General features: G+C 51.9%; 15 protein-coding genes and 1 pseudogene. 12 read left to right on the top strand and 4 right to left on the bottom strand.

Annotated elements, in window-relative coordinates:
• Nucleotides 1-46 precede the first annotated feature (46 nt).
• Nucleotides 47-2,467: a glycerol-3-phosphate 1-O-acyltransferase PlsB gene (gene plsB, locus F4V72_RS22450; protein ID WP_023246280.1), complete on the bottom strand. Its 2,421-nt coding sequence runs from the start codon at nt 2,465-2,467 to the stop codon at nt 47-49.
• Between the two features lie 170 nt (nt 2,468-2,637).
• Between plsB and F4V72_RS22445 the strand changes: the two genes are divergently transcribed.
• The 5 genes from F4V72_RS22445 (at nt 2,638) to F4V72_RS22425 (ending at nt 5,565) form a co-directional block, all read left to right on the top strand.
• Nucleotides 2,638-3,006, top strand: coding sequence for a diacylglycerol kinase (locus F4V72_RS22445; RefSeq protein ID WP_023246281.1), 369 nt, complete (start codon nt 2,638-2,640; stop codon nt 3,004-3,006).
• Between the two features lie 108 nt (nt 3,007-3,114).
• Nucleotides 3,115-3,723: a transcriptional repressor LexA gene (gene lexA, locus F4V72_RS22440; RefSeq protein ID WP_000646079.1), complete on the top strand. Its 609-nt coding sequence runs from the start codon at nt 3,115-3,117 to the stop codon at nt 3,721-3,723.
• Nucleotides 3,724-3,898: 175 nt separating this feature from the next.
• Nucleotides 3,899-5,224 (top strand): MATE family efflux transporter DinF, encoded by a 1,326-nt coding sequence (dinF, locus tag F4V72_RS22435; RefSeq protein WP_079796708.1) that lies wholly within the window; start codon nt 3,899-3,901, stop codon nt 5,222-5,224.
• A complete protein-coding gene (locus tag F4V72_RS22430) occupies nt 5,221-5,334 on the top strand; it encodes a hypothetical protein (protein WP_077918392.1) in 114 nt (37 codons plus the stop codon). The genes dinF and F4V72_RS22430 overlap by 4 nt, the downstream gene beginning before the upstream one ends.
• Before the next feature lie 21 nt (nt 5,335-5,355).
• A complete protein-coding gene (locus F4V72_RS22425; protein WP_001030592.1) occupies nt 5,356-5,565 on the top strand; it encodes a CsbD family protein in 210 nt (69 codons plus the stop codon).
• A 98-nt stretch (nt 5,566-5,663) separates the two neighbouring features.
• On the opposite strand, the gene zur is transcribed toward F4V72_RS22425, so the two are convergent.
• Entirely contained in the window at nt 5,664-6,179 is a 516-nt protein-coding gene (gene zur / locus F4V72_RS22420; protein ID WP_023246283.1) for a zinc uptake transcriptional repressor Zur, read from the bottom strand.
• Between the two features lie 246 nt (nt 6,180-6,425).
• On the opposite strand from zur, the gene F4V72_RS22415 reads away from it, so the two are divergent.
• Together F4V72_RS22415 and F4V72_RS22410 are read left to right on the top strand one after the other, a co-directional pair.
• Nucleotides 6,426-7,736, top strand: a complete 1,311-nt coding sequence (locus F4V72_RS22415) for a conjugal transfer protein TraF (protein ID WP_079836931.1) — start codon at nt 6,426-6,428, stop codon at nt 7,734-7,736.
• Nucleotides 7,737-8,192: 456 nt separating this feature from the next.
• Nucleotides 8,193-9,263, top strand: coding sequence for a zinc-dependent alcohol dehydrogenase family protein (locus F4V72_RS22410; protein ID WP_136058560.1), 1,071 nt, complete (start codon nt 8,193-8,195; stop codon nt 9,261-9,263).
• A 207-nt stretch (nt 9,264-9,470) separates the two neighbouring features.
• On the opposite strand, the pseudogene F4V72_RS24565 reads toward F4V72_RS22410, so the two are convergent.
• A pseudogene (locus F4V72_RS24565) lies at nt 9,471-9,560 on the bottom strand (integrase); the annotation flags it as partial.
• 85 nt (nt 9,561-9,645) lie between these two features.
• Between F4V72_RS24565 and dusA the strand changes: the two are divergent.
• Both dusA and pspG read left to right on the top strand, forming a co-directional pair.
• A complete protein-coding gene (dusA, locus tag F4V72_RS22400; protein WP_136058559.1) occupies nt 9,646-10,683 on the top strand; it encodes a tRNA dihydrouridine(20/20a) synthase DusA in 1,038 nt (345 codons plus the stop codon).
• 167 nt (nt 10,684-10,850) lie between these two features.
• Nucleotides 10,851-11,093: an envelope stress response protein PspG gene (gene pspG, locus F4V72_RS22395; RefSeq protein WP_023246287.1), complete on the top strand. Its 243-nt coding sequence runs from the start codon at nt 10,851-10,853 to the stop codon at nt 11,091-11,093.
• 174 nt (nt 11,094-11,267) lie between these two features.
• Here pspG and F4V72_RS22390 read toward each other — a convergent pair whose 3' ends face one another.
• Nucleotides 11,268-12,251 carry a quinone oxidoreductase gene (locus F4V72_RS22390; RefSeq protein ID WP_053508373.1) on the bottom strand — a complete coding sequence of 328 codons (984 nt, stop codon included), beginning with the start codon at nt 12,249-12,251 and terminating at the stop codon, nt 11,268-11,270.
• Nucleotides 12,252-12,315: 64 nt separating this feature from the next.
• On the opposite strand from F4V72_RS22390, the gene dnaB reads away from it, so the two are divergent.
• The 3 genes from dnaB (at nt 12,316) to tyrB (ending at nt 16,221) form a co-directional block, all read left to right on the top strand.
• A complete protein-coding gene (gene dnaB / locus F4V72_RS22385; protein WP_000918353.1) occupies nt 12,316-13,731 on the top strand; it encodes a replicative DNA helicase in 1,416 nt (471 codons plus the stop codon).
• 31 nt (nt 13,732-13,762) lie between these two features.
• Nucleotides 13,763-14,842, top strand: coding sequence for an alanine racemase (gene alr / locus F4V72_RS22380; protein ID WP_085348031.1), 1,080 nt, complete (start codon nt 13,763-13,765; stop codon nt 14,840-14,842).
• A gap of 185 nt (nt 14,843-15,027) precedes the next feature.
• Nucleotides 15,028-16,221, top strand: a complete 1,194-nt coding sequence (gene tyrB, locus F4V72_RS22375; RefSeq protein ID WP_023246291.1) for an aromatic amino acid transaminase — start codon at nt 15,028-15,030, stop codon at nt 16,219-16,221.
• Nucleotides 16,222-16,236: the final 15 nt, after the last annotated feature.

The raw sequence follows: 16,236 nt of genomic DNA, 5'->3' as shown, positions 1-16,236 counted from the left end.
TCAGTCGCCCGATAAGCTTGCGTCATCGGGCATTTCAGGCGCTGGCTTACTCGCCCTGCGTCGCGCTTTCAATCGTCAGACGGACATCAGAGGTAATCAGATCGGCAAGCATCTGATATATCTTCATCGTTTCTGCTGGTTCGGCATCGCCGGTATCACTGATATAGCCCTCATCCCGTAGCGTTAGCACTAATGAACTGAACACCGCCTTGTCGAAAAACTCCGGCGCGTTAATACCGTGCAGGACAGACAGACGTTGCGCCACGGTACGGCTTTCTTTCTCCAGCGTACTGCGGTTGATGGACGGATTGGCGCTCAACAGCCAGAACGTAATGGCATAACGCTGTAGCGTTTCGCGCGCGCCCGCCGCCAGCAGTTGCAGCGTACGGGAATGCGCCGGGTTGATATGCAGTTCGTCGTCCTGCACGGTAATCAGCCCCTGACGCTGCATTTCACTGGCCAGTGCGTCAATCACCGCAGCTAACTCCTCGCGCTCCCAGCGCAGGAACAGCTCCGCTTTTAACATCGGATAGAGCGCTTCAACATGCTGCTGCAACGCATCACGCGAAATGCGGCGATGCTGGGTGATAATCGCCGCCATCAGCGAAGGCATAATCAACATATGCGCGATGTTGTTGCGATAGTAGGTCATCAACACTGCCTGCTCGCGCGGCAGGATGATGATATCGCCAATGGTGTCTTTCTCGACCTCAAACTTATTCATCTGCAGCGCGTGAGCGATGAGCTCGTCAGCGCTGGCGGCAGGAACGGTTGAGTCCGTAGAATAAGGGACATTGCGCATCAGATCGAGATAACAATCGAGCTGCTCGGTAAGCTGCTCGCGGGTGAGCGAGCGCTGACGCGACGCCAACAGCGCGGTACAACACAGGTTCATCGCGTTTGCCGCGCCAGCGTTGTTAATACGCACCATCAGATCGGCGGCGATACTATTTACCGTCGGCGTCAGCCAGGCCGGGCGTATTGCCTCTATAGGGTCGATAGATTCGCGCCACTCCGGCACATGCTGATTCAGGTACGTCATAAGCGGCATCGGTTCGCCAAAGTTAACGTAGCCCTGACCCAGATTGCGCAGCTTGCTCAGACCGCGCAGCATCTGCGGCAGACTCTCTTTCTCTTTTGTCGCGCCGCGCAGTTCTTTAGCATAGGTTCCCACTTCCATGACGTGCTCATAGCCGATGTAAATAGGCACTAACGTAATTGGACGGGTACCGCCGCGCAGCATCGCCTGGATAGTCATCGACAGTGTGCCGGTTTTCGGATCTAACAAACGTCCGGTACGCGAACGTCCTCCTTCGACAAAATATTCTACGGAGTAGCCGCGGCTGAACAGCTCGCCCAGATATTCGCGAAAGACGGTGGAATAGAGTTTATTCCCCTTAAAGGTGCGACGAATAAAGAACGCGCCCAGACGGCGGAAAATCGGGCCAGCGGGCCAGAAGTTAAGGTTGATACCGGCGGCAATATGCGGCGGAACCAGTCCCTGATGGTACAGCACATAAGAAAGGAGCAAATAGTCCATATGGCTGCGGTGACAGGGCACATAGACGATTTCATGCCCGTCGTGCGCCAGTTGGCGTACGCGCTCGGCGTTATGCACGTTAATCCCCTGGTAAAGCCGGTTCCAGGTAAACCCCAAAATCCTGTCGGTCAAACGAATCATCTCGTAAGAGAAGTTCGCCGCGATCTCTTCCATCAGCGCAATGGCGTTTTGCTGCGCTTTTTCATGAGAGATTTTCTTACTGCGCGCTTCGTCTTCTACCGCGCGGGCGATAGCTTTCGAGGCCAGCAGTTTGTTAAATAGATCCTGACGGGCGGGCAGGCGTGGGCCAACAGCCGCCAGGCGCTGGCGAGCAAAGTGCATACGCGCCACGCGCGCCAGTTTCTGTGCGATGATTTTATCGGTGCCGTGTTCATCAGCCATGCGACGTAATGAGACGGACGGCGAGAATCGGACAAAGCTATCGCGACCCAGCCAGGAGATGGCAAAAAATTTCTGTACGCCGTTCAGCATACGTAGAGGCGGGTTCTCTTCTCCCTTTTCACGACCCGGCGCGCGGCCAAACATCACGGAAACGGGCACCATCTGCACGTCCAAAGCCGGATTACTACGATGCAGATCGAGATAATCGTGAAAAAGTTTCACCGACTCTTCTTTTGGCGTGTAATACGTAAAGACGCGCGGGCCGCCGTGAATAAATACATAGCGCGGCAACAGCGCGCCGTCGATCTCCAGCGGCTCCAGCGGATCCGGGAGATCGTGCGCCAGACATTGAGCGCGCAGCGTCAGTAAGTCCGCTTTTGAGTTGTATGGCAAGACATACATAATGGGACGAGAAGTATCGAGTCCCAATTCCTGAGCGGGTTCCGCCGGAATAGACTTGCTTTTTACCAGTATGCTTAATGGTAAATTCAGTAATTTGTAGTAAATTCGTGGCCAGCCGGACATAAACGATGTAAAGCCTCTGGTTAATAATGCAAATGCGCTGCAAGGATATCAGAAAGTTTAGCGAATTTCTGTTGTATCCCGTCATACTTCGCGCTGCGTTACGGTAGTCCAAATCGTGCGGGGCAACCGTATAATGTCATTGACGTTAATAATGTAAAAAGGTTCTTTTGATGGCCAATAATACCACTGGATTTACCAGAATTATCAAAGCGGCAGGGTATTCCTGGAAAGGATTTCGCGCCGCATGGACTCACGAAGCTGCGTTTCGCCAGGAAAGCCTCGCGGTATTGCTGGGCGTCGTCATCGCCTGCTGGCTGGATGTGGATGCGATTACCCGTGTGTTATTGATAGGTTCCGTTTTACTTATCATGATTGTTGAAATCCTCAACAGCGCTATTGAAGCGGTCGTTGATCGCATTGGTTCTGAATACCATGAGCTTTCCGGCCGCGCGAAAGATATGGGATCGGCTGCGGTACTGCTGTCTATTTTCGTTGCCCTGATGACCTGGGGCATCCTGTTATGGTCACATTTTCGATAAAGGTTCCAAATTTTATAAATCTCTTGTTTTTTGCGCCGTTTGTGGTTCCAAAATCACCTTTAACTGTATATACTCACAGCATGACTGTATATACACCCAGGGGGCGGAATGAAAGCGTTAACGGCCAGGCAACAAGAGGTGTTTGATCTCATTCGGGATCACATCAGCCAGACAGGTATGCCACCGACGCGTGCGGAAATCGCGCAGCGTTTGGGGTTCCGTTCCCCAAACGCTGCGGAAGAACACCTTAAAGCGCTGGCGCGCAAAGGGGTGCTTGAAATCGTTTCCGGCGCATCGCGAGGCATCCGTCTGTTACAGGAAGAAGAGGACGGATTACCGCTTGTCGGGCGTGTCGCGGCGGGCGAGCCGCTTCTGGCGCAGCAGCATATTGAAGGCCATTATCAGGTCGATCCTTCTTTATTCAAACCCAGCGCCGATTTCCTGCTGCGCGTGAGCGGTATGTCGATGAAAGACATCGGTATTATGGATGGGGATTTGCTGGCGGTACATAAAACGCAGGACGTGCGCAATGGCCAGGTGGTTGTCGCTCGCATTGACGATGAAGTGACAGTAAAACGCCTGAAAAAGCAGGGCAATAAAGTGGAGCTGCTGCCGGAAAACAGCGAGTTTACACCGATAGTGGTGGATCTGCGCGAGCAAAGCTTTACGATTGAAGGGCTGGCGGTAGGTGTTATTCGCAACGGGGAATGGTTGTAATCTCTTAATCTCCTTGTACGCCGCCATCCGGCAATCTTGTAGCCTGATGGCGCTGTGCTTATCAGGCCTACGGGAATGCAGTTGCTGAAATGATTAATTTGTAGGCCGGATAAGGTGTTACGCTGCCATCCGGCAATGCGCACGTTTCGTTTAACTCCTTGTCAGGCTTTTCTCCATGCCGTTTTTTACCTCTTCTGATAAAGCTCTCTGGCGTCTTGCGTTGCCGATGATTTTCTCTAACATCACCGTTCCCTTACTGGGACTGGTCGATACGGCGGTGATTGGTCATCTGGACAGCCCGGTTTACCTGGGCGGTGTGGCGGTGGGCGCGACTGCCACCAGCTTTCTTTTCATGCTGCTGCTATTTCTACGTATGAGTACTACCGGGCTAACGGCGCAGGCATTTGGCGCCAAAAATCCACTGGCGTTAGCCCGGGCGCTCATTCAGCCGTTGTTACTGGCGCTGGGCGCTGGCGTGATGATTGTGCTATTTCGCACGCCGCTTATCGAGCTGGCTTTACATATTGTCGGCGGGAACGACGCTGTCCTGGTACAGGCGAGACAATTCCTTGAAATTCGTTGGCTAAGCGCTCCCGCGTCACTGGCGAATCTGGTGCTGCTCGGTTGGCTGTTAGGCGTCCAGTATGCGCGGGCACCCGTTATCTTGTTGGTCGTGGGCAATATCCTCAACATCACGCTCGACCTGTGGCTGGTGATGGGGCTTCATATGAGCGTGCAGGGCGCCGCCCTGGCGACGGTCATCGCAGAATATGCCACGTTACTGATCGGCTTCATGATGGTGCGTAAAGTTCTCCATCTCCGCGGCGTGTCGCTGGATATGCTAAAACAGGCCTGGCGCGGCAACGTGCGCCGTCTTTTGGCGCTCAATCGCGATATCATGCTGCGCTCATTGCTCCTTCAGCTTTGTTTTGGCGCAATCACGGTGTCAGGCGCGCGGCTGGGCAGCGATATTATCGCAGTAAATGCAGTACTGATGACATTACTCACCTTTACGGCCTATGCGCTGGACGGCTTTGCTTATGCGGTAGAAGCGCACTCCGGTCAGGCTTACGGCGCGCGTGACGGTAGCAAGCTACTGGATGTCTGGCGAGCGGCGTGTCGCCAGTCAGGAATTGTGGCCTTGTTGTTTTCCACAGTCTATGCCCTGGCAGGCGAACATATTGTCGCGTTACTGACCTCATTGCCGCAAATACAGCTACTGGCGGATCGGTATCTTCTCTGGCAGGTGGTATTACCGCTGGTGGGCGTATGGTGCTATCTGCTTGACGGCATGTTTATTGGCGCGACGCGCGCCGCCGAAATGCGCAATAGCATGGCGGTCGCTGCGGGAGGATTTGCGCTAACGCTCTTCGCCCTGCCGGTATTAGGAAATCATGGTTTATGGCTGGCATTAACCGTGTTTCTGGCGCTTCGCGGTCTGTCGTTGGCCCTTATCTGGCGTCGTCACTGGCGCGAGGGTACATGGTTTGCCAGATCGTGACGGTTAAAAATTCTGAATATAAAACCGAAGTCCGAATTCCTGCCTACAATTACTATCACGTCCAGCAGAAATTGCAGTGCATTTGGGCGAATAACACTTGCTATTCCTAACCGAATGATGAGGACAAGATGATGAATAAAGACGAAGCCGGCGGTAACTGGAAACAGTTTAAAGGTAAAATGAAAGAACAATGGGGCAAACTGACCGATGACGATATGACCGTTATCGAAGGTAAACGCGATCAGCTGGTAGGTAAAATCCAGGAGCGTTACGGTTACCAGAAAGATCAGGCGGAAAAAGAGGTTGTTGACTGGGAAACCCGTAACAACTATCGCTGGTAATACGTTTTCCCCTACCAGGAGTACATGGATGTGCTTCCCACTGTTTGCTTATGAATGCGGGCGGCACCCTCTCTATTGTCGCCCGTTTCCCGTTTTGGCTAGCGCGGTTTTTTCTTCACCAGCACCGAGTGGTCGTGACTGCACTCACCCGGATGGCGGCACGCTTCCACTTCTACGCACTCGGGGCACAGGCCGTGCGCCTCGATAACGTTATGTCGTAGCGCAAATCCCATTTTAGCCGCCAGCGTATGCATGATGTCTTCCACGCCCTCTGCACACTCTTCCTTCACCACGCCGCAACGATCGCAGATAAACATGGCCGAGCTGTGCGTTGGCTGATCGAACAGGTGGCAAACCACGTAACTATTGGTGGATTCCACTTTATGGACAAACCCCTGTTCAAGCAAAAAATCCAACGCGCGGTAGATGGTGGGCGGTTTGGCCTGTGGTTCCGTTTCGCGCAGCAAATCGAGCAGATCGTATGCGCTGATCGCGCCCTGCTGTTGGCTCATCAGGCGCAGCACTTCGAGGCGCTGAGGCGTCAGGCGCACGTTGCGCTGCGCACAGAGTTTTTCAGCTTGCGCCAGTAACTCTTGCGTTGTGGTCTTTTCCATGTAGCACCTCGAATGGCATGAAAGTCTAATCTGCTACTTTACCACGAGCTGCTTAAAACTCTGAAATTACCCCGCAACAATATATCGCCTGCTAAGCTTTTCCGGATCAGTATTCTCATCTATACATAATGAGGGCCGATATTATAACAACAGGCTTTAATATCACTATTTCACAGCAATAGTTCGCCTCTGCCCTGCAAGACGTGGCGGAGAGATTACTTCACCTGATAATAAAATGGGCTAACTGTGAACAAAGACGTCAAACTTTCACTAATTGCTATCGCGGTCTCGCTTTGTATGGCAAAGCAGGCGAGCGCCGCCAATACCTGGACAGAAGCGCGTAATGACGCAATGGGCGGGACGGGCGTAGCGTCCGCGAATTATGGCAGCGGAGTACTGTTAAACCCGGCATTACTGGCAAAAGCCAAACCGGAAGACAATATCACTGTTGTCCTTCCTGCAATCGGCGTCCAGATTACCGATAAAGACAATCTCCAGGATGAAATTGATGATATCAGCGATAAAGTGGATTACTACGATGAGGTCGTCGATAATCTTACGCTGGGGCAAATTCTGCTCAATCCGCGCGGCGTGCTGAATCAATTTCAGGGGGCCGCGCGCGATTTGGCCGATGAGCTGGAATATCTCAACGGAAAAACCGCCCGTGCCAATGCCGGCGCCGGGTTGGCGGTAAGTATTCCAGGACAAACGCTTTCCGTGGCGTTTATCGCCAAAGGTTATGCGCATGGGCGCGTGAGTTCGTCCATTGATCAGAACGATATTCAGTACCTGCGCGATATCCAGCATGATGAAAGTATCGCGCTTCGTGAAGCAGGACGCGCTGCCCTGCTGGGGTCTGATGAAATTACAAAGCATTTAAACTCTACCGCGTCGGGGCGGGTAGCGATTGTGTCTGACTACGGTATTGCGCTGGCGAAGCAGTTTGCGGTGGGCGACGTGCCTGTTTCCATTGGCGTTACGCCAAAACTGCAAAAAACCTGGCTCTATAACTACACCATGTCAATTTATAACTACGACAGTAGCGACTGGAATAGCAGCCGTTATCGTAATGACGATACTGGCTTTAACGTTGATGCGGGGCTTGCTGCCGATGTCGGTGAAAACTGGACGTTGGGGCTGAGCGGGCAAAATCTGGTATCTCGCGATATCGATACGAAAGATATTTATATTACCAATGGTATGACGGGAGAAACTACCAACTATAAAGATACATACCAAATCCGCCCCCTGGTCACTGCGGGCGTCGCATGGCATAACGATTTGCTGACCGTAAGCGCCGATGGCGATCTGACGGAAACGAAAGGCTTTAAGAGCGAAGACAATTCACAGTACGTTGGCGTTGGCGCTGAAGTCCGTCCGTTATCATGGCTGGCAGTGCGCGCAGGGTATCGTGCGGATGTGAAAAATAATGATAGCAATGTGGTTACTGGCGGTCTTGGCTTTGCGCCCTTTAACCGCGTACATCTCGATTTAATGGGGCTGTACGGCGAAGATGAAACCTGGGGGGCGGGCGTGCAGCTTACGATGACATTCTGAGGCGTTTTCACCGGAGGTGTAATGCCTCCGGTTTAGCGTTATGCCATAGCAGAGCTTTTTTCACCGCATAATCTTTATTCGCCGTGTGGCTACTGTATCTATTAAGGACTATTGTCTTCAACATGACGAATATGCAGCACAATTCTATCTTATAAAATAAGAAACACATCTTGCATAGTATGAGCAAATGAATAGTTAATATTATCTCTTTGTCATTCAGGTTGCGCTATCTGGTGAAGTGGATTCTTTATAATTTAATGAGTTATACGCTATCATTACTTGAATGATTGTCTTGTCGTTTAAAAATGCCCGCTAACCACACTCCCCATAGTATCAACAGATTATAAAAATAGAATAAGTTTCGACAGATTTTTTTCAAAGTTAGGGGGCTTCCACAAAAGTCTTATAAATTAACCATTACAGTACAATTTTGCAACAACCAAAAGGAGTATTTCCATGAAAGCGATGGTCTATTATGGCGAGCATGATATTCGTTTTGAAGAGCGTCAAAAGCCGCAGCTCCTTAATTCGGGTGATGTTATTATCCGGATGGTTAAGACCACAATCTGTGGGACAGATCTTGGAATACTTAAAGGAAAAAACCCTGAGATTCAGGAGATCGCACTGAACAAGTTCGGCACGTTTGATGGTCGAATTCTGGGGCATGAGGGTGTGGGTGTTATAGAAGAGATCGGATCATCTGTAACAAAATTTAAAAAAGGAGACAAAGTTATTATTTCCTGTATCAGTCGGTGTGGTTCTTGTGAAAATTGCCAGAAACAACTTTATTCTCACTGTCAAAATGAAGGGGGGTGGATCATGGGTTATATGATTGATGGAACGCAGGCGGAGTATGTCCGTGTCCCTTATGCAGATAACTCATTATATTTATTGCCCGAAAACCTTAATGAAGATACCGGTGTTTTGTTATCTGATGCCTTACCAACAGGGCATGAAATCGGCGTTTTAAATGGAGAGATAAAACCAGGCGATACGGTAGCTATAGTTGGGGCTGGCCCTGTAGGGATGAGTTGTCTGTTAACCTCACAACTTTACTCTCCTTCTAATATAATAATGATAGATATAGATGATAACCGTTTAACAATGGCTAAAGAAATGGGGGCTCATTATACGATAAATCCAGAGAAGGAGGATGCTATTAATAATATTATGGCATTGACCCAACAGCGTGGCGTTGACTGCGCCATTGAAGCTGTAGGTATTGAGCCAACCTGGAATATTTGCCAAAGTATTATTAAGGAAGGCGGCAATTTAGCTAATGTTGGTGTTCACGGAAAACCTGTTAAATTTTCTATAGAAAAACTGTGGAGTAAAAACATGACGATCACAACGGGTTTAGTCAATACCAATACGATAGGTTTACTGATGAGTAATTGTTGTTCAGGAAGGCTCCAGACAGAAAAACTGGTAACGCATCATTTTAAATTTAACGCTATTGAGAAAGCCTATGATGTTTTTAAACATGCAGCTAATGAAAAAGCGATAAAGGTAATCATTGAGTTCTAAACAAAATATTACTGGAATCTTCGTGATACCAATGGAAGGGGTAGAGGGTACGTGACGAGGCTTCGAGATATTTCGATGCAGAACGGGAAAGCCGTAGGTTCCAGTTAGTTAACCCGAAAGGATATCTGTGACGATTTTTTCACCCCGAAACGCCTGTTATTCTCCGGGCTGAACAGCATATTTTTGCGGTAAATCGTGAGCAGTTATGATGACGCTTTTCTCCTTGAGCAACGCTGTGCTGGGGTAGCATGGCTCATCATCGGATTTCAGTCGTTTCTCTATGTTATAGTATGCCATTCCAGTATCTCACTCTTTCCGTTTCCCATGCGTATGACCGTTTGGGCAGAAACCGGATACGAGAAATAAACGTAAATGTCAAAAAATGCACGGTAATCTTGAAATGCTAAAAACCAGCCAAACCAGCGCACTATCTGAAAATACTGACAATCACTGGAGTGGCAGGTTTAGTGTGGCTCCTATGCTCGACTGGACGGACAGACATTGCCGCTATTTCCTGCGTTTACTGTCTCGCCAGACGCTGCTCTACACCGAAATGGTGACCACAGGCGCGATTATTCACGGTAAGGGTGACTATCTGGCTTACAGCGAAGAAGAGCATCCGGTCGCCTTACAGCTTGGTGGAAGCGATCCGGCTCAGCTTGCGCATTGTGCAAAGCTGGCGGAAGCGCGTGGCTACGATGAAATTAACCTCAACGTGGGGTGCCCCTCCGATCGCGTGCAAAATGGTATGTTTGGCGCCTGTTTGATGGGCAATGCGCAACTGGTCGCAGACTGTGTTAAAGCCATGCGTGATGTCGTCTCGATTCCGGTGACGGTGAAAACCCGCATTGGTATTGACGATCAGGACAGTTATGCTTTTCTGTGTGATTTCATCGATACGGTTTCTGGTCAGGGCGAATGCGAGATGTTTATTATCCATGCGCGCAAAGCCTGGCTTTCTGGCTTAAGCCCGAAAGAAAATCGTGAGATCCCGCCGCTGGATTACCCGCGTGTATATCAGCTAAAGCGGGATTTTCCGCATTTGACCATGTCCATCAACGGCGGCATCAAATCGCTGGAAGAGGCGAAGGAGCACCTGCGCCATATGGATGGCGTAATGGTTGGCCGCGAAGCTTACCAGAATCCGGGTATACTGACCGCGGTGGATCGGGAGATTTTTGGCGCCGATACCACTGATGCCGACCCGGTTGCGGTGGTTCGCGCTATATATCCCTATATTGAGCGTGAATTGAGCCAGGGAACGTATCTGGGGCATATCACTCGCCATATTCTGGGGTTGTTCCAGGGCATTCCAGGCGCGCGGCAATGGCGTCGCTACCTGAGCGAAAACGCCCATAAAGCTGGCGCGGATGTTGGTGTATTGGAACAGGCGCTAAAACTGGTGGCAGACAAGCGTTAAAAGTTCGCCAAAAATTAGTCAATCTCACCACGATCTGTACCCATTTGCAGAGAGTTTTCTTTATATATCAATAATATAAATATTGGCATGGTTTTTGCTTTAATTTTCCTGAGTAGACCCGGTAAGCGCCGTGCCGCCGGGCAATTCCATCTTTATGGGGAGCGACTATGCTGGAACTACTTTTTGTGCTTGGCTTTTTTCTGATGCTAATGGTGACTGGCGTCTCCTTGCTGGGCATTCTGGCCGCGCTGGTCGTGGCGACTGCCGTTATGTTCCTGGGCGGGATGTTCGCCTTGATGATCAAGTTGTTACCGTGGCTACTGCTGGCGGTAGCTGTGGTGTGGGTGATCAAAGCAGTAAAAAGGCCAAAAATCCCACAGTATCAGCGCAATAACCGTCGGTTTTACTAAGGTATTGAGCGGTTCGTCACAACCTGAAACTTTGCCCTCACAAGCAAATAGGAATCGATTATTAAATCTGTCATGATTACGCAGGTAACGAATTCATCGCGCTGTACCCTACATACGGCCGAGCAAAAAAAGAAAGGGCTTCCTAGGTGGAAGCCCAATTTCTTTGCAGAGCTATTACGGAATCAGCAGGCTTGAGCCCTGTGTGGCTCGACTTTCCAGCACTTCATGCGCGCGACGGGCATCTTTTAACGCATAACGTTGATTTTCAGCCACATCGACTTTAATCACGCCGCTGGCAATCAATGAGAACAATTCATTGCTGGCTTCGGTCAGTTCTTCACGCGTCGTAATATACCCCTGTAGTGAAGGACGTGTGGCATACAGGGAACCTTTCTGATTCAGAATACCTAAGTTCACGCCGGTGACGGGGCCGGACGCATTGCCGAAACTGACCATCAGTCCCCGACGTTGCAGGCAGTCCAGCGAGGCTTCCCAGGTATCTTTCCCCACGGAGTCATAGACCACGCGAACTTTTTTGCCGCCGGTGATCTCTTTTACCCGTTCTACAATGCTCTCCTCACGGTAATTAATCACCTGCCAGGCGCCAGCGTCCAGCGCCCGCTGCGCTTTTTGCGCGCTACCGACGGTACCGATAAGCTTCGCGCCCAGCGCTTTTGCCCATTGGCAGGCGATCAGACCGACGCCGCCCGCAGCGGCATGAAACAGGAAAGGTTCGTCGGGTTTCACTTCATAAGTTTTGCGCAACAGGTAAAAAACGGTCAATCCCTTGAGAAAAGAGGCTGCCGCCTGTTCGAAGGAAATTGCGTCAGGTAAAATCGCGGCTTTATCAGCGGGGACGTTATGGACGGAACTGTAAGCGCCGAGCGTTGACTGCGCGTAGACGACGCGATCGCCGACGCGAATGTGCTCCACGCCGTTGCCGACTTTACTGACCACTCCTGCGGCTTCGGTTCCCAGTCCCGCAGGCAACGACGGGGGCGGATAGAGTCCGCTACGGATATAGGTGTCGATGAAGTTGATACCAATAGCTTTGTTCTCAACCTGGATTTCGTGTTCCGCCGGTTCCGTTGGCGTAAACTCCACGGCTTGAAGCACTTCCGGACCACCATGCTTGTGAAATTCAATACGCGTTGCCATGCTTCCTCCAAAAGAAATGTGGTAATCTTTCGACCCAATCACTATCTCGGTAACTCCATTCACTATGGCAGGAAATAAACCCTTCAACAAACCACAGACTGATGCCCGCGACCGCGATCCGCAGGTTGCCGGGATAAAAGTGCCGCCGCACTCGATTGAAGCGGAACAGTCGGTGTTGGGCGGTTTAATGCTGGATAACGAGCGCTGGGACGATGTGGCCGAGCGCGTGGTGGCGGAAGATTTTTACACCCGTCCGCATCGCCATATCTTTACGGAGATGGGGCGCTTGCAGGAAAGCGGCAGTCCTATCGACCTGATCACGCTCGCGGAATCGCTGGAGCGGCAGGGCCAACTGGACAGCGTCGGCGGCTTCGCCTATCTGGCGGAGTTGTCTAAAAACACGCCAAGCGCGGCGAATATCAGCGCTTATGCGGATATTGTGCGCGAACGTGCCGTGGTCCGCGATATGATCGCGGTGGCGCATGAAATTGCGGATGCCGGTTACGATCCACAGGGGCGCAATAGCGACGAACTGCTGGATCTGGCGGAGTCGCGCGTTTTCCAGATCGCGGAAAACCGCGCCAACAAAGACGAAGGTCCGAAAAGCATCGACCAAATTCTCGACGCTACCGTGGCGCGTATTGAGCAGTTGTTCCAGCAACCGCACGATGGCGTTACAGGCGTGGATACCGGCTATCAGGATCTCAATAAAAAGACGGCAGGGTTACAGCGTTCGGATTTGATCATCGTCGCGGCGCGTCCCTCAATGGGTAAAACCACATTTGCGATGAACCTTTGCGAAAATGCGGCGATGTTGCAGGATAAACCGGTACTGATCTTTAGTCTGGAGATGCCCGGCGAACAGATCATGATGCGTATGCTGGCCTCGCTGTCCCGCGTCGATCAGACACGTATTCGTACCGGTCAACTCGATGATGAAGACTGGGCGCGAATCTCCGGCACGATGGGCATTCTGCTGGAGAAACGCAATATGTATATTGACGACTCCTCGGGTCTTACGCCGACAGAAGTCCGTTCGCGCGCGCGGCGTATCTTCCGCGAACATGGCGGGTTAAGTCTGATTATGATCGACTACCTGCAATTGATGCGCGTGCCGTCGCTTTCTGATAACCGTACTCTGGAAATCGCCGAAATTTCTCGCTCGTTGAAAGCGCTGGCGAAGGAACTTCAGGTGCCGGTCGTGGCGCTATCGCAGCTTAACCGCTCTCTGGAACAACGCGCGGATAAACGTCCGGTGAACTCCGACCTGCGTGAATCCGGCTCTATTGAACAGGATGCCGACTTAATTATGTTTATCTACCGTGATGAGGTTTATCACGAGAACAGCGATTTAAAAGGCATTGCTGAAATTATTATTGGTAAGCAACGTAACGGTCCTATCGGTACGGTTCGTCTGACATTCAACGGTCAGTGGTCGCGCTTCGATAACTATGCGGGACCGCAATACGATGATGAGTAACTCTCCGTCATTCTTTTAACAAGGAATTCAAATGCAAGCGGCAACAGTCGTCATTAACCGCCGCGCTCTGCGACACAACCTGCAACGTCTGCGTGAACTGGCGCCTGCCAGTAAGCTGGTTGCGGTGGTGAAAGCGAACGCTTATGGACACGGTCTTCTGGAGACCGCGCGAACGCTCCCTGATGCTGACGCTTTTGGCGTGGCGCGTCTTGAAGAGGCTCTACGTCTGCGAGCGGGCGGGATCACGCAGCCTATCCTGCTGCTGGAGGGTTTTTTCGACGCCGCCGATCTGCCGACCATTTCCGCGCAACATCTGCATACCGCCGTCCATAATCAGGAGCAGCTTGCCGCTCTGGAGGCGGTGGAGCTGGCGGAGCCAGTGACGGTCTGGATGAAACTGGATACCGGTATGCATCGTCTCGGTGTGCGTCCTGAAGAGGCGGAGGCGTTCTACCAGCGTCTGACGCATTGTAAAAATGTACGCCAGCCGGTGAATATCGTCAGCCATTTTGCCCGTGCAGATGAGCCGGAATGCGGCGCTACCGAACATCAGCTCGACATTTTTAACGCCTTCTGTCAGGACAAACCCGGTCAGCGCTCTATTGCCGCGTCTGGCGGTATTCTGCTGTGGCCGCAGTCTCACTTTGACTGGGCGCGTCCGGGAATCATTTTGTATGGCGTATCGCCGCTGGAGCACAAACCCTGGGGGCCGGATTTTGGTTTTCAGCCGGTGATGTCCTTAACCTCCAGTTTGATCGCGGCGCGTGACCACAAAGCGGGCGAACCGGTGGGCTACGGCGGGACATGGGTGAGTGAGCGCGATACGCGCCTGGGCGTGGTGGCGATGGGCTATGGCGATGGCTACCCACGTGCGGCGCCTTCCGGTACGCCTGTGTTGGTCAACGGCCGTGAAGTCCCGATTGTCGGACGGGTGGCGATGGATATGATTTGCGTGGATTTGGGGCCAAACGCGCAGGATAAAGCAGGCGATCCGGTGGTTTTATGGGGGGAAGGTCTGCCGGTTGAACGTATCGCTGAAATGACAAAAGTAAGTGCTTACGAACTTATCACGCGCCTGACCTCAAGGGTGGCCATGAAGTATATTGATTAAATGCGCGGCGTGCCGGATGGCGCTCGCGTTTATCCGGCCTGTATCGCGCATTGGCTGTCGGTCGGCTAAGACGTTCACGCCACCATCCGGCAATATTCGCATCCACCGCAACATCCTCTCGATCTTCTCGCCCTTCCGGTTTATTGTGTTATTTCCTGCCCTCTGTAAACCTGGAGAACCATCGCGTGTTTCAAAAAGTTGACGCCTATGCCGGCGATCCGATTCTTTCACTGATGGAGCGTTTTAAAGACGACTCCCGTCACGACAAAGTGAATCTGAGCATTGGCCTATATTATAACGAAGGCGGGATTATCCCGCAGCTAAAGGCGGTGGCCGAAGCTGAAGCCCGGCTTAACGCGCAGCCGCATGGCGCCTCGCTGTACCTGCCGATGGAAGGACTCAATACTTATCGCCATACTATCGCGCCTTTGCTCTTTGGCGCCGATCACCCGGTTCTTCAGCAACAGCGTGTGGCCACTATCCAGACATTAGGCGGTTCCGGCGCGCTGAAAGTAGGCGCGGATTTCCTGAAACGTTATTTCCCTGACGCTGGCGTATGGGTGAGCGACCCCACCTGGGAAAACCACATTGCGATATTTGCCGGGGCCGGCTTCGAAGTAAGTACTTACCCCTGGTATGACGACGCGACTAACGGCATCCGTTTTAACGATTTGCTGGCCACGCTGAATACGTTACCAGCGCGCAGTATCGTGCTGCTGCACCCCTGTTGTCACAATCCGACCGGGGCGGATTTAACGCCTTCGCAATGGGATGCGGTGATTGAGATATTGAAAGCGCGCGATCTGATTCCGTTCCTTGATATTGCCTATCAGGGGTTTGGCCTGGGCATGGACGAGGATGCTTACGCTATCCGCGCTATTGCCAGCGCCGGGTTGCCTGCGTTAGTCAGTAACTCTTTTTCGAAGATTTTCTCGCTGTACGGCGAGCGCGTTGGTGGCCTGTCCGTGGTGTGTGAAGATGCCGAAATCGCAGCGCGGGTTCTGGGGCAGCTAAAAGCAACTGTGCGCCGAATTTACTCCAGTCCGCCGAATTTCGGCGCACAGGTGGTCGCTACGGTCCTGGGTGATGAGGCGTTAAAAGCGTGTTGGCTGGCGGAAGTCGAAGCGATGCGTACCCGCATTGTGTCAATGCGCCAGATGCTGGTGAATGTACTGAAGGCGGAGATGCCTGACCGCAATTTCGATTACTTGTTACAGCAGCGCGGTATGTTCAGCTATACCGGGTTAAGCGCGGAGCAGGTCGATCGGTTGCGCGATGAGTTTGGCGTTTACCTGATAGCCAGCGGTCGCATGTGCGTCGCCGGGCTTAATTCTTCAAATGTACAACGCGTGGCGAAGGCGTTTGCCGCTGTCATGTAATTTTCAGGCCGGACG

The organism is Salmonella enterica subsp. diarizonae (assembly GCF_008692785.1).
In the GTDB taxonomy this organism is placed as follows: domain Bacteria; phylum Pseudomonadota; class Gammaproteobacteria; order Enterobacterales; family Enterobacteriaceae; genus Salmonella; species Salmonella diarizonae.
This window is presented reverse-complemented; position numbering and strand designations above follow the sequence as displayed.

Excerpts from the sequence above, each read along its gene's own strand:
- F4V72_RS22445 (WP_023246281.1), top strand. The coding sequence starts at position 2,638 with ATGGCCAATAATACCACTGGATTTACCAGAATTATCAAAGCGGCAGGG.
- F4V72_RS22390 (WP_053508373.1), bottom strand. The coding sequence starts at position 12,251 with ATGGCAACGCGTATTGAATTTCACAAGCATGGTGGTCCGGAAGTGCTT.
- plsB (WP_023246280.1), bottom strand. The coding sequence starts at position 2,467 with ATGTCCGGCTGGCCACGAATTTACTACAAATTACTGAATTTACCATTA.
- F4V72_RS22425 (WP_001030592.1), top strand. The coding sequence starts at position 5,356 with ATGAATAAAGACGAAGCCGGCGGTAACTGGAAACAGTTTAAAGGTAAA.
- dusA (WP_136058559.1), top strand. The coding sequence starts at position 9,646 with ATGCACGGTAATCTTGAAATGCTAAAAACCAGCCAAACCAGCGCACTA.
- pspG (WP_023246287.1), top strand. The coding sequence starts at position 10,851 with ATGCTGGAACTACTTTTTGTGCTTGGCTTTTTTCTGATGCTAATGGTG.
- alr (WP_085348031.1), top strand. The coding sequence starts at position 13,763 with ATGCAAGCGGCAACAGTCGTCATTAACCGCCGCGCTCTGCGACACAAC.
- lexA (WP_000646079.1), top strand. The coding sequence starts at position 3,115 with ATGAAAGCGTTAACGGCCAGGCAACAAGAGGTGTTTGATCTCATTCGG.
- F4V72_RS22410 (WP_136058560.1), top strand. The coding sequence starts at position 8,193 with ATGAAAGCGATGGTCTATTATGGCGAGCATGATATTCGTTTTGAAGAG.
- dinF (WP_079796708.1), top strand. The coding sequence starts at position 3,899 with ATGCCGTTTTTTACCTCTTCTGATAAAGCTCTCTGGCGTCTTGCGTTG.
- dnaB (WP_000918353.1), top strand. The coding sequence starts at position 12,316 with ATGGCAGGAAATAAACCCTTCAACAAACCACAGACTGATGCCCGCGAC.
- zur (WP_023246283.1), bottom strand. The coding sequence starts at position 6,179 with ATGGAAAAGACCACAACGCAAGAGTTACTGGCGCAAGCTGAAAAACTC.